12 protein-coding genes, 2 tRNA genes and 1 pseudogene are annotated in these 12,672 nt (G+C 70.4%); 3 read left to right on the forward strand and 12 right to left on the reverse strand.

Annotated elements, in window-relative coordinates; all coding sequences use genetic code 11:
- Positions 1-762, reverse strand: a pseudogene (locus EBH09_RS06150) (hypothetical protein); the annotation flags it as partial.
- Positions 759-1,325 (reverse strand): DUF4365 domain-containing protein, encoded by a 567-nt coding sequence (locus EBH09_RS06155; protein ID WP_121745937.1) that lies wholly within the window; start codon positions 1,323-1,325, stop codon positions 759-761. The pseudogene EBH09_RS06150 and the gene EBH09_RS06155, both read right to left, overlap by 4 nt.
- Before the next feature lie 171 nt (positions 1,326-1,496).
- On the opposite strand from EBH09_RS06155, the gene EBH09_RS06160 reads away from it, so the two are divergent.
- Positions 1,497-2,222, forward strand: coding sequence for a 3'-5' exonuclease (locus tag EBH09_RS06160; RefSeq protein WP_121745938.1), 726 nt, complete (start codon positions 1,497-1,499; stop codon positions 2,220-2,222).
- Positions 2,223-2,363: 141 nt separating this feature from the next.
- Here the strand turns inward: EBH09_RS06160 and EBH09_RS06165 are convergent.
- The 9 genes from EBH09_RS06165 to EBH09_RS06205 form a co-directional block, all read right to left on the reverse strand.
- Positions 2,364-2,435 (reverse strand) — tRNA-Val (locus EBH09_RS06165).
- Positions 2,436-2,474: 39 nt separating this feature from the next.
- Complete coding sequence (locus EBH09_RS06170) at positions 2,475-2,933, reverse strand: SRPBCC family protein (protein ID WP_121745939.1); 459 nt, start codon at positions 2,931-2,933, stop codon at positions 2,475-2,477.
- Positions 2,934-2,972: 39 nt separating this feature from the next.
- The gene (locus EBH09_RS06175; protein ID WP_121745940.1) at positions 2,973-5,708 is read right to left on the reverse strand and encodes a Tat pathway signal sequence domain protein; all 2,736 of its coding nucleotides are present in this window, start codon (positions 5,706-5,708) and stop codon (positions 2,973-2,975) included.
- Between the two features lie 150 nt (positions 5,709-5,858).
- Positions 5,859-6,458 carry a hypothetical protein gene (locus EBH09_RS06180; protein ID WP_121745941.1) on the reverse strand — a complete coding sequence of 200 codons (600 nt, stop codon included), beginning with the start codon at positions 6,456-6,458 and terminating at the stop codon, positions 5,859-5,861.
- A gap of 12 nt (positions 6,459-6,470) precedes the next feature.
- The gene (locus EBH09_RS06185; RefSeq protein ID WP_121745942.1) at positions 6,471-7,361 is read right to left on the reverse strand and encodes a carbohydrate ABC transporter permease; all 891 of its coding nucleotides are present in this window, start codon (positions 7,359-7,361) and stop codon (positions 6,471-6,473) included.
- Entirely contained in the window at positions 7,358-8,359 is a 1,002-nt protein-coding gene (locus EBH09_RS06190) for a sugar ABC transporter permease (RefSeq protein WP_193776128.1), read from the reverse strand. Before EBH09_RS06190 ends, EBH09_RS06185 begins: the two co-directional genes overlap by 4 nt.
- Positions 8,359-9,660, reverse strand: coding sequence for an extracellular solute-binding protein (locus EBH09_RS06195; RefSeq protein WP_121745944.1), 1,302 nt, complete (start codon positions 9,658-9,660; stop codon positions 8,359-8,361). Before EBH09_RS06195 ends, EBH09_RS06190 begins: the two co-directional genes overlap by 1 nt.
- A gap of 400 nt (positions 9,661-10,060) precedes the next feature.
- Positions 10,061-10,132: transfer RNA gene (locus tag EBH09_RS06200), tRNA-Val, on the reverse strand.
- 78 nt (positions 10,133-10,210) lie between these two features.
- A complete protein-coding gene (locus EBH09_RS06205) occupies positions 10,211-10,663 on the reverse strand; it encodes a TIGR02611 family protein (RefSeq protein WP_121745945.1) in 453 nt (150 codons plus the stop codon).
- Between the two features lie 191 nt (positions 10,664-10,854).
- Here EBH09_RS06205 and EBH09_RS06210 point away from each other — a divergent pair, with 191 nt between their 5' ends.
- Together EBH09_RS06210 and EBH09_RS06215 are read left to right on the forward strand one after the other, a co-directional pair.
- Positions 10,855-11,268 carry an SsgA family sporulation/cell division regulator gene (locus EBH09_RS06210; RefSeq protein ID WP_004002642.1) on the forward strand — a complete coding sequence of 138 codons (414 nt, stop codon included), beginning with the start codon at positions 10,855-10,857 and terminating at the stop codon, positions 11,266-11,268.
- Positions 11,269-11,627: 359 nt separating this feature from the next.
- On the forward strand, positions 11,628-12,188 hold the full coding sequence (locus EBH09_RS06215; RefSeq protein WP_121745946.1) for a CGNR zinc finger domain-containing protein: 561 nt from the start codon (positions 11,628-11,630) through the stop codon (positions 12,186-12,188).
- Between the two features lie 84 nt (positions 12,189-12,272).
- Here EBH09_RS06215 and EBH09_RS06220 read toward each other — a convergent pair whose 3' ends face one another.
- Positions 12,273-12,452, reverse strand: coding sequence for a hypothetical protein (locus EBH09_RS06220; RefSeq protein ID WP_121745947.1), 180 nt, complete (start codon positions 12,450-12,452; stop codon positions 12,273-12,275).
- Positions 12,453-12,672: the final 220 nt, after the last annotated feature.

Below are 12,672 nucleotides of genomic sequence, written 5' to 3' on the forward strand. Positions count from 1 at the left end.
GCCCTCCGTGCCGCGGACCAGGGCGACGAGGGCCTCGGTCAGCTCGTGGCTGACGCCCGCGGCGACGGCCGTGTCGAAGGCCTCCATGCCGCCGGTGGCCCGCCGGTAGTCGACGGCCTCGCGGGCGGCGTAGAGGGCGTGGTGGAGGCGTACGGCGAGGGGGCGGCCGGTGGTGACCGGCGCGAACGCGGTGAGCCGGCGGCCGCCGGGGGCGGGGCCGACCAGGACGTTCTCCAGGGCCTCGGCGGCGGCGCGCCGGTGCCGGGCGCCGTAGTAGCCCGCACGCGCGCGCGTGGCGAGCGCTGCGGCGAGCAGCATCCGGCGGGCGGCGGAGCGCAGCTGTTCCTCCACGGTCCAGGAGGCGGCGTCGCCGGGCCCGGCCGGTACGTCGCGACCCCAGCGGATCTCGTCGCTGGGCACGGCGAGGGAGAGGAGGATCTCGCGGGCGGCGGGCGTGCCGCTGCGGGACAGCGCGAGCAGTGCCTCGCCGAGCAGGTCTTCGCTGTCGGGGAAGGCGCGGCTGACGGGCACCAGCAGGCTGGTGGCACCGGCGGCCGGGCCGGGCGGGGTCCAGCGGCCGTAGCGGCCCGGGGCGCCACCGCGACGCCGCCACCCGTGCCGGTGGAGCAGGGCGGTCAGCACGGCCGGGTCGACGGTGCCGGACGCGGGCGGGCTGCCGTCGTCCCAGGCCGGGTCACCGGCGGTGTCGGCGGGGTGCGTCCGCACGGCGCGCAGGGGTTCGCCGGTCGGGCGGTGCGTCATGGTTTCCCTCCCGTCCCGACCCGCGTCATGATCTCGCACAGCGCCCGGTCGTCGAAGACCCGCGCGGTCGGTATCCGCACGGTGGTGCGCCGCCGGCCGGTGACCGGGTGTCCGGCGAGGTTGGTCCAGTAGCAGCAGTGCCTGAGATCGAGCCGGTCGTGCCCGGCCCGCAGCCACTGGTCCCGGGACCGGGGGACGATCATCACGACGAGGATCTTGTGCACCGAGACCGGGGTGCGGGCGAGCTTCGCCAGGTGGTCGTTGTCCAGCGTGAAGGAGAAGAAGCCGCCGGGTGGTCCGGGCGGGATCTGGTACGTCGCCTTGAGCTGCACCTTGATGGTGACCTCGTCGTCGACCGTGTGCCCGGGGGCGCTGTGGCTGACGTGCCAGTCGATGCCGTTGTCCGGGAAGGGCTGGGAGAGCGAGCAGCCCGCCGCCGCGGCGACCGCGTGGAGGTAGCCGACCTGCAAGGTCTCCATGCAGGCGGTGGTGGCGAGAGAGCCGCGAGAGGGCGCCGTGCGCTCGGGCAGCAGCCCGCCCCGTTCGGGCTGCGCTATGGCCATGGCCAACAGCCTTCCAGAACTGGTGTATCCCCACTGCGGGTCGCTGAACTGCGACGACCCGTACTCCTGTTGTGTCCTTCCGGCGTACGCCGCAAACAGCCCGGGTATCACCGGATCGGGACAGAGGACGGCGCGTCAGCTGCCGTACCCGGACGAGGAGTTGAGTGCCCTATGACGAGCTGGTTCGAGGGGCCGCTGGCCGCCTTCGACACGGAGACGACGGGTGTCGACGTCGAGACCGACCGGATCGTGTCGGCGGCCCTCGTCGTGCAGGACGCCCCTGGGCTGAGGCCGCGCGTGACCCGGTGGCTGGTGAACCCGGGTGTGCCGGTGCCCGAGGCGGCGACCGCTGTGCACGGGCTGACGGAGGAGCATGTGCGGCGCCACGGCCGTTGGCCGGCGCCGGTGATGTACGAGATAGCGGAGGCGCTGGCCGAGCAGGCCCGCGCCGGGCGTCCGCTCGTGGTGATGAACGCGCCGTTCGACCTGACGCTGCTGGACCGGGAGTTGCGCCGGCACCGCGCCTCCTCCCTGGGCCGCTGGGTGGAGCGGACGTCGCTGCACGTCCTCGATCCGCGCGTGCTCGACAAACACCTGGACCGGTACCGCAAGGGCCGCCGCACCCTCACCGACCTGTGTGTCCACTACGGCGTCGAGCTGGCGGACGCGCACGACGCGGCGGCCGACGCGCAGGCCGCGCTGGAGGTCGTACGGGCGGTGGGGCGCCGCTTCCCGGGGCGGCTGGAACGCCTGTCCGCCGCGGAGCTGCACACGCTCCAGGCCGTCTGGCACGCGGGGCAGGCGCGGGGGCTGCAGGCGTGGTTCGCGCTCAACGGCGCCGAGGAGGCGGTGGACCCGGCCTGGCCGCTGCGGCCGGACCTGCCGGCGGCGGCGTGAGCGAACCACTCCGGCCGCGAGCAACGCCGGGCACGGAGGTGTGGGTGGCGGAGCCCTCACTTCGCGCGGCGAAGCCGCGCAGAACACGACGAGAGCGACGTGATCCGCGTTGTCTGCGGAAACACGTCGCTCTCGCGAACGTGGGCGATACTGGGTTCGAACCAGTGACCTCTTCGGTGTGAACGAAGCGCTCTCCCACTGAGCTAATCGCCCGGGAACGCACTGAACAATACAGGGCCCGGCGCGTTTCCTTCAAACCGCTTGGTGACCGCCTTCCAGGTGGGCGGCCAGTCCGCGCCGCCCCGCCCGCATCATCAGACGGTGGTTGGCCCGGAACAGGGGCCGTCCCGGCACGGCGAGGCGGCGCAACAGCGGCTTGCGTACGTCGACCTCCTGGTCGTAGCGGACGAGCGCGCCGGTGCCGCGCGGGGCGACCGTCCAGCGCGCCCAGCCCTCCATGTCGCCGGACATGGCGACCTCCAGCACCCCCGCGCCCGCGTCACGCCGGCCTTCGCGCAGGGTCGCGGTCAGGTCGTACGGGAGGAGTGAGCGGAACCGGACGACCCCGCTGGTGTCGTCGAGCCGGGTGACCTGGCGCACCTGGGGCCACCAGCGGGGATAGTCCTCGATCCGTTCCAGCGCGCGGTAGACGTCCGGGGCGGGCGCGGGCAGGGCCCACAGGCTGAGGAATCGGTAATGGTTCCAGTCCACCCGTGGAGTGTGCCCGGGCCCGCCCCCGTCACGTGCCGGTTACGGCATCCTGTCGCCCAGAAGTGCCAGGTTCTCGATGGCGGCGAGGCCGTAGAGCGCGGTGTCGTTGGTGGACACCCAGCTCGCCTCGCTGCCCGGCACCAGCGCGACCGGGCCGCTCAGCTTCTCCGTCTTCCAGGGGGCCGACTCCTTGTAGCCGTCGGAGTCGTAGAACTTCTGCCACGCGCGCGTGGCGAGCTTCTCGTCCCCGGTCTGTACGGCCGCGTAGGCGTCGAGGCGCGAGTGGCCCTGGAAGAGGATGAGGCTGCCGAAGTTGCTGCCGTACCGTGCCGCCTGTTCGGCCTTGGAGGCGTTGAAGTAGCGGCAGTAGTCGTAGTACGCCTCGTTGAACTCCGGCATGTCGACGAGGTCGATGAGTTCGGCGCACAGTTCGTTCAGGCCGAAGACCGCCGACAGGTGGGAGACCTCGACCTTCGGGGTCTCGGCGACGGCGAACCTCCCGGTGTCCAGGTCGTACAGGCCGCTGCCCTGGACGAAGCCGTTGGGCTGGGCGGCGATGGTCTCCATGGTGGACAGGACGCGGGCCTTGGCCTTCTCCCACTTGGGGCCCTTGCGTTCCCACTCGGTCAGCCACGCCGAGACCAGACCGCTCCAGTCGGTGCCGAAGCCGACCGACAGGGCGTGGCGGTCGGGGGTGTACGGCTCGGTGCGGATCTTGCGGAGCGGGTCGAGGGCGAGGAAGGTCTCGTCGGAGTCGACGTTGGCGTGCATGAGGTCGCCGACGCGTTCGTCGGCGGTGAGGAAGTAGTAGTAGCGCCGGTAGGTGGTGTTGGCGATGCGCTGCTGCTTGGCGCTGTCGGCGTAGTGCTGGACTCCGTGCCGGGTGCCGAGGCCGGCCCATTCGCCGAGGTGGTAGACGTCGACCTCGCCGGTGTGCCGGGTCATGGCCTCGGCGAAGCGGAAGATGTCGGCACGGCCGGAGCGCAGGTAGGCGTACCAGAGCCAGAGGTCCGGGGAGAGTTCGGAGTTGTCCCAGGCATAGCCGCCGATGTCGTAGCGCCACTGGTGCCGGGCGGTGTCGTAGGTGTGCATGATGTCGCCGTAGTCCCAGAAGCCGTACCAGCGGCGCTGCTCCACCTGATCCTTGTAGAAGGTGAAGAGGAAGTCGAGGTGGTCCTCGATCTTCGCCTTGGCGGGTGTGGAGCGGTCGGGCTCGGAGTAGAGGCCGGGGCCGAAGACCTTGGACTTGATGAGCTGCCCCGGCGGTGCGGCCAGCTGGGGCAGTACGCGCACGGCCTCGACCTGTTCGGCGAGTGTCTCGGCGCTCGGGGTGGCGGCGTTGGCCCAGAAAAGCAGCTCCGAGGTGCGGGCGATGCCGTAGGGGGTGCCGAAGCCGGGCTCGTAGTCCTCGTAGGTGATGTTGAGGCCTTCGATCTGCTCGGGGAAGGTGTCCTGCCCCATGCCGTCGTGGTAGAAGCGCAAATCCATGGGCTGGGCCTCGGGCGACCAGAGCCAGAGGGTGACCTCGGCCTCGTCGGTCTGGGCGTCGCGGATGTCGAGCTGGGCGGGGTGCTTCTCCCAGAAGTCGCGCAGGCCGAAGGAGAGTCCGCCGCTCGTCCCGCCGACGTAGCCGAAGCCGGAGGCGCGCCGGCCACCGCCCGCGCCGATCCAGCCGTGGCCCTTCTTGGTGCGCTTGCGCAGGGAGAAGCCGTCGGCGGAGAGCTGGGAGAGGGTGTAGTCGCCCCACTCGGGGATGTACTTCAGACGGGTGGTGACGCGCTGGTCCCAGGTGGCCGGGTCGGGCAGCCCCTCCCCCGCGAACTGCGCCGCCTGCACGGCCGCGCCGGGGTCGCGGCGCAGGCCGGTGATGCCCTTGACCGCCTCGCGCAGCAGGCCGGTGCCCTCGCCGCCGATGCGGATGTGCCGGTCGTAGGACTCGTCGCGCATCGGGACGGTGAAGCGGACGCCGAGGCCGCGGATGAAGTCGCCGCTCGCCTTGCCGGGCTCCTGCTTCCCGTCGAACGTGATGGTGTGCACCATGCGGAAGGAGTCGGCGCCCGCGTAGAAGTACAGGCGGATGGAGAAGGGCAGCCAGCCGCGGTGGCCCTTGCGGTGCTTGCCGTCGATGCGGACGACGGCGCGGACCGGGCCGTCCTGCTCGACCTTCACCTCGTCGACGGCGCCGTCGAAGCGCTCGTACTTCACGGTGCCCTGGTCGCCGTCCTCGATCTCGGGCTGGCGCAGCAGGACCAGACGGCCGTTCTTCGCGATCTCGGTGGAACCTCTGGTGACCGACTTGATCAGGGTCGATCCGGACTTGCCGATTCTCGCGGTGATGACTCCGGTCGATATGTCGATGGTGCCGCCGCGCCGGTCGACGGTGACCTGCTTCGCGGGCGCGGCGGGGGTGCCGGCGGTCAGGGTGAGTTCGCCGTCGCCGGAGCCGACGGCGTGCGCGGTCCACTTGAGGGAGCCGTCCGGCCAGTAGGCGAGGGGCCAGGACTGGGTGGGTACGGCCTTGCCGTCCGCGTCCGTGACGGCGAAGGACTGGTCCTGCCGGTAGGTGCCCTTGGGCCACGGGACGCCGACGGTGGAGCCGGGGGCGGCGCCCAGGCCGCCGTCCTCCAGCCAGGTCAGGGTGACGGGGTCGGCGCCGGCGTCCTTGGCGGCGGGCGCGGCCTGGGCGTCCTTCGCGCCCAGCGCCCAGCTGAACTGGGCGGCGGCTCCGGCGACGGCGGCCGCCTTGAGGAGGGACCTGCGGGGGATGGGGGACATGGCCTTTCCTTTCCTTTCCGTTCCGTGCGGGACGGGGCGGGTGCAGGGGGTGTCAAGGGCATGGCGCTGTGTGCGAGTGGCGTCTGTCACGGGCATGGCGGAGATGGGTGTGGCGCCGGGACGCCGGCCCTGGGGGCGGAGGCGCCGTCGTCAGCGGCGCCGGTAGCGCTCCTCCACGGCGACGGCCGCCGCAGCCACGGCACCGAGGACGGCGACCGCCAGCGGCGCGCTGAACCAGGCCGAGCAGGCCACGACGGCCAGCCCGCCGACGATCAGGAAGGAACCCGCGGGGTCGAGCACGGTGCGGCGCCCGGCCTGCGCGAGCAGCGACCGCCAGGAGGCGCCGGGCCGCCAGGCCGCCGCCGCGCGCAGCCCGGCGACGGCCGCGCCGATCAGGGCGAGGACCCCGACGGCGCCCACCACGGGACCACCCGGCAGACCGTTGCGTACGGCCTGCACGTCCACCCAGACCGCGGCCAGGGCGGCCCACCCGGCGAGCCCGACGAGCCAGCCGCGGCGCACCGCCGCCCGGAAGTCGGCCGTGAACTCCCGCCAGCCGCCGCGCTCGTGGGCCAGTCGGCGCCCGAGATGCCGCGCGCCGGCCGCGAACGCGGCGGGGTAGGTGACCAGCGGCAGCGAGGCCACCGCGATCCACACCCCGGTGAGCAGGCACTCGGCGAACAGGGCGAATCCCTCGGCGAACCGTGACTCCCCCCGCTCCGTGTGGGCCTTGGCGCGTGCGTCGGTCACGATCGGTTCACCTCAGCCCTTCAGACCGGACGTCGCCATGCCGTCGATCAGATAGCGCTGGAAGGCCAGGAAGAAGGCGAGGACGGGCAGCAGCGCGACGAGCGACATGGCGATCATGCCGCCGTAGTTCGCGAGCCCTTCCTGGTCCACGAACATCTTCAGGCCGAGGGAGACGGTGTACTTGCCTGGCTCGTTGAGGTAGATCAGCGGGCCCATGAAGTCGTTCCACGAGTTGATGAAGGTGAAGATCGCGCTGGTGATCAGGGCCGGACGGCACAGCGGGAGCACGATCGACCAGTAGATGCGGAAGTGCCCGCAGCCGTCGAGGCGGGCCGCCTCGTCGAGTTCCCTGGGCAGGTTCCGCATGAACTGCACCATCAGGAAGACGAAGAACGCCTCCGTGGCCAGGTACTTCCCCAGCAGCAGCGGGGTGTACGTGTTGATCATGTCCATGTTGCGGAACAGCACGTACTGCGGGATCAGCAGCACGTGGTACGGCAGCAGCAGTGTGCCGATCATCAGCGTGAACAGCAGATTGCGGCCGGCGAACCGGATCTTCGCGAAGGCGTAGGCGGTCAGTGAGCAGGACACCACGATCCCGATCACCGAACCGACCGCGAGGAGGAGCGAGTTGAAGAAGAACGTGGAGATCGAGATGTCCGCGATGCCGTCTGTGAGGCTCGTGTAGTTGGAGAGGATCGGGTCACCCGGGAAGAGGTCCAGGCTGCCGACGATGTCTCCGCTCTCCTTGAAGGAGCCGCCGATCACCCAGATCACCGGGTAAAGGATCACCGCGAGGATCGCCAGCGACCCGAGATGCCAGGCGAGCGAGCCCGGGAGCCTGCGCCGCAGGGCCCCCTTCGCGGACGGGGCGGGCGTGACGTCGGTGGCCTGCGCGCTCATCGGCCGCCCTCCTCGTAGTGCACCCAGCGCTTCTGGGACCAGAACAGCACCGCGGTGACCAGGGCGACCGCGACCAGCAGCATCCAGGCCATGGCGGAGGCCAGGCCCATGCGGCTGTTCTCGAAGCCCTGGACGTACAGATAGCAGGTGTAGACCATCGTGCCGTCCGCGGGACCGCAGGCGTTGCCTCCGGCGCCGCCGCCGACGATGTAGGCCGAGCTGAAGATCTGGAACGAGTGGATGGTCTCCAGCAGGACGTTGAAGAAGAGGACCGGGGAGATCATCGGCAGCGTGATGTTCCAGAACTGCCGGAGCTTGCCCGCCCCGTCGACGTCGGCCGCCTCGTACAGCTCGCGCGGCACCTGCTTGAGGCCGGCCAGGAAGATGACCATGGGGGCACCGAACTGCCATACGGTCAGGGCCACCAGGCTGTAGATGATCAGGTCCGGGTCGCCGGTCCAGCCGCCCGCGTCGATCCCGAAGAGCCGCTGCGTACGGTCGACGACCGCGTCGTCCGAGAAGATCGCCTTCCACACGATGGCGACGGACACGCTCGCGCCGATCAGTGAGGGCGCGTAGAAGGCGGCCCGGTAGAAGGCCTGTCCACGCCGCTTCTGCGCCAGCAGCAGCGCGACGCCGAGCGCCGCGACCAGCTTGATCGGGGTGCCGACGACGACGTACCAGAGGGTGACCTGAACCGAGTGGCGCCAGCGCGGGTCGCCGAACATCTCGGAGAAGTTGTCCAGGCCGATCCACCGGGGGGCGTCGAACAGGTTGTAGTCGGTGAACGCGAAGTAGAGCGAGGCCACCATCGGTCCCGCCGTCAGCAGCAGGAAACCGGCGATCCAGGGGGACATGAAGAGGTAGCCGGCCAGGTTCTCCCGGCGGCCCCGCCGCTTCAGCTCGGCGGGGCGCGGGGGCTTCACCGGACCGTGCCGCGGCTCGGAGTCCGTGGCCGGGCCCTCCATCGCAGGGGCGTGTGTCACTGCGTTCCCCATCAGCCGGCGAGAGCCGTCTTCGACTCGGAGAAGAACTGCTTCACGGCGTCCTCGACGGACCGCTCGCCGAGCGCCATCTCCTCGGCGATGCGCAGGAAGGCGGCCTCGCAGATGTCGGCACCGTTCGGGTGCGGGGTGATCTGCTCCAGGACGCCCGCCTCGACGAGGGAGGCCTCGTAGGCGGCGATCGCCTTGTTGACCGGGTCGGTCGGCTGGTACGCGTCGTACTGGGCCTGCGTCGTCGGCACGCCCCGGTCGTAGCCCATGATCTTGGCGACCTCGGGGTCGTGGACCATGAAGTCGATGAACTGGGCGACTTCCTTGGGGTGCTCGGTGCGCTTGTAGGCACTGAGCATCAGCGAGCCGAGGTACTGGCCGGTGCGCTTGCCGTCCGTGGTGGGGATCGGTGCGAGACCGTACTCGCTCTTGCCCTCGGAGGTGTAGCGGACGGTGAAGTTGTCCCAGGTGAACTCGCTGCCGGCGAGCTCCGCGGAGAGCGCCGACTTGGGCTTGATCTGGGCGACCTTCTTGGGGTCGGCGAACAGGCCGGACTTCACGCCCTTCTCCGCCTTCGTCCACCAGGCCGTCAGGTCGGCCTCGGAGAAGCCGAGCCCGTCCTCGGTGAAGAAGGCCTTGCCGTTCTGCCGCAGGTACAGGTCGTAGAGGTACATCACGCCGTACATGCCGCTGTCCCCGGCGCGGCCGGTCCTGTCCCGGATCCGCGTCATCGCCTCGTCGAAATCGTCCCAGGTCCAGCCCTGTTCGGGCTTGCTGCCGGCCCGGGTGTGGACGGGCTTGTCGATGACGAGGGCCATGGAGTTCGAGCCGACGGGCACGCCGAGGAGTTTCCCGTCGATCTCGCCGAACTTCTCCAGACCCGCCCGGAAGCCGTCCATGGAGAGGTTTCCCGCCTCGGTCTGCTCACTCAGGTCGAGCAGGACATTCTTCGCGTCGTATTTGCGGAGAAAACCGATGGCATTCTGGAAGACGTCCGGCGGATTCCCGCCGGAGGCTTGGGTGTTGAACTTCTTCCAGAAGTCGGTGTACGGCTGGAAGTCGGTCTTGACCTTGATCTTCGGGTACTTCTTCTCGAAGAGCGCAATGGTCTTGTTGATGCGTTCGGCCCGGTCCTCGGCGCCCCACCATGAGTAACGGATCGTCACCGTTCCGTCTCCCGAGCCGCTGCCGCCGCCGCACGCGGTGGCAGTCGCACCCAGCCCCGCGACGGCCAGCGAGGCCCCCGCCGCTTTGAGGATCGTGCGCCTCCCGGTCCGCTTCTCCGCATTCCCGTCCTGCTGCATACGAGCCTCCTCGCGACGTCGCGTCCGCCTCATGAATCGTTTCAAGTAAGCGCTTGCTGGCACAAGTTACGGAGGGCCCGGGAGCGCGTCAATGATTCGGACAGGAATTCATGGGCGCGGGGCACGGACAGCGCGGACGGCCATCCCGGCCGCACGGCCGGCGGCACCGGAAAAGGCCGAGGTCCGCGCGGTGTGGCCGACGGACCGAACACCGATGGGCCCGCCGGGGCCGGCGACACGGAAGGTCACGGTTGGGTGAAGACAGCTGGAAGCGGAACGGGCGGCACGGCCGACCCGGGACGCACCGCACGTGACGCTCGGGCACGCCTCGGATCCCCGGGCTCACGCACGACAGAACGGCCCGGCTCACCATGGTGAGCCGGGCCGCCTCATGATCCGGTGGGCGATACTGGGTTCGAACCAGTGACCTCTTCGGTGTGAACGAAGCGCTCTCCCACTGAGCTAATCGCCCGGACGCAGGGAGAACATTACCCCATGTCAGGGGGTGCCTGTGACCAGCGGGGGCCGGTTCACCGCGCCCCGCCGCGGATCACTGGTCCTGGATCTTCCAGGGCATCTCGAGCCCGAACCTGTAGAGGTAGATCCCCGCCAGCACGGCCACGATCACCACGCCGATCGAGGTCAGGATGATGTTCCGGCGCCGCACCTTGGGATCGAGGGCGCGCTGCGCCGCCTCCGTGACCTTGCGCTTGGTCCAGCGCAGCACCAGCTGGGCCCAGACGAACTCGGTCGCCCAGATCGCCATGCCGCCGAAGATCACGACCCAGCCCGGTCCGGGCAGCACCAGCATGGCGACGCCGGCCACCACGACCGCGAGGCCGACGACGAAGACGCCGACCTGCCAGCTCAGGTGGAGGGCGCGGCGCGCCCTGATGAATTCCGGTGCCCGTGAGCCCAGCGCGCGGTCGGCCGCGGCCTCGTCCGTCCCCGTACGGTCTTCCGCCACGACTGCCTCGCCGGGCGTGTTACTCCCCGTGTTCATACAGCCAAACACTACCGGAGCGAAACCTGTCACCGGAATGGGCGCACGACCCGAACGATCACTCGGCCGGAAGAGTTACGTAAACGCACGCAAAACACTCAGAGGGGTTTACAACGGCACCGTAGGTGGCATGTCGATTTCGCCGACGTGCGAATCCCCGAGCGCACACTGAGCGAAAGGCCCTGGCGCTTATGAACACCACGGTCAGCTGCGAGCTGCACCTGCGCCTCGTTGTGTCGAGCGAGTCCTCCCTGCCTGTCCCCGCAGGCCTGCGGTACGACACGGCCGACCCCTACGCCGTGCACGCCACCTTCCACACCGGAGCCGAGGAAACCGTCGAGTGGGTGTTCGCCCGCGACCTCCTCGCCGAAGGTCTCCACCGCCCCACCGGCACCGGCGACGTCCGTGTCTGGCCGTCCCGCAGTCATGGCCAGGGCGTCGTGTGCATCGCCCTGAGCTCCCCGGAGGGCGAGGCACTGCTCGAGGCCCCGGCACGGGCCCTGGAGTCCTTCCTGAAGCGCACAGACGCCGCCGTGCCGCCCGGCACGGAACACCGGCACTTCGACCTCGACCAGGAGCTCTCGCACATCCTGGCGGAAAGCTAGGGCGAGACACCGTGAAGCCGCCCGTCGCCGTCGACTCGGGGTGACGGCACGGGCCCGGACAACCGCATACGGCACACACCGGCGTCGTCGCCGCGGATCTCCGCGGGGGCGGCGCCGGTGCGCTGCGGCGGCGGGGCCCGCACGGCCGGACGCCTCGCGCCGCCTCCTGGCGCTCCCGCCGCCTCCTGCCGACCCCTGCCGCTCTGCCGCCCTCCCCGGGAACGAAGGCTGTCCGGTCGGCGTTGTACCGGCAACCGACGGCCGGGACCGCGATCGGAGCCGGTTGGCCCGCCGCGTGAGCCACTACCATCGGCCAGCATCGGCGGGCGCCCGCCCGACCCCAGGCCAGGGAGCGAAATGTGCTGATCACCCACGACACCCGGTGCGCCCTCGACACCGTGGTGGATCTGGTGAACACCGTGCCGGAGGACGAATCGGCGCCGGACGGGCTGCCGGATGCCGCGGCCCTCCAGGAATTTGTGGGAACGCACGAAATCAGCGACGTCGGCGTGCTCTCGGAGCTCGACCTCTCGGCGGTGCGCAAGATCCGCGACCGGTTCGCGGCGGTCTTCGCGGCCCCCGAGGCCCGGACCGCGGCGGGACTGATCAACGATCTGGTCGCCGCCGCCGGAACCACGCCCCGGCTCACCGACCACGACGGCTACGACTGGCACATCCACTACTTCGCGCCCGGCGCCTCCGTCGCGGACCACCTGGCCGCCGACTGCGGAATGGCGCTGGCGTTCTTCGTCGTCGCGGGGGAGCAGGAGCGGCTGCGGCGGTGCGAGGCGCCCGACTGCCGGCGCGCCTTCGTCGACCTGTCCCGGAACCGCTCGCGGCGGTACTGCGACAGCCGCACGTGCGGAAACCGCTTGCACGTGGCCGCGTACCGGGCACGGCGCAAGGAGGCGGCGGGCTGACACCGCCGTTCCCGGCCGGCGGAGCCACCGATGCGTTGGCCGACGCGATCCCCGGCGGGTGGCGCCGGGGAACGCGGGTACGGCTCACAGCAACAGCAGATCGTGCAACGAAGCCATGAGCAGCAGACACCCGATCACCGCAAGGAAGATCATGAGCGGTGGCTGGGAAAGGGCGAAGAGGCAGCCGCGCGGTTCGCTGTGCGCCCGCGCGGTTTCGCTCTGTCTCGGGTCCAGCTGGGGATCCAGCTGAGTGGTGTCCGGCATCTCGCCGCGATGATGACGCAGTACGCGGGGTCCACGCGATCAACACGCCCGTGAGGACCGGGAGTTCGTTGAATGTCGCAATGTCCGGTCAGATCTTGATCATTCCGGAGCACGCTCTGACGGCCTGGGACCGCTGTGTCGATTCAGTCCGGGACGCCGGTCGGCCGGTCGCCGGTCGGCCGGCGGTCAGATCCCGTGCTTCTTCAGGATCGCCTCGATG

Origin of the sequence: Streptomyces sp. E2N166, from assembly GCF_003671715.1 — a bacterium.
Classification (GTDB): Bacteria; Actinomycetota; Actinomycetes; order Streptomycetales; family Streptomycetaceae; genus Streptomyces; species Streptomyces thinghirensis.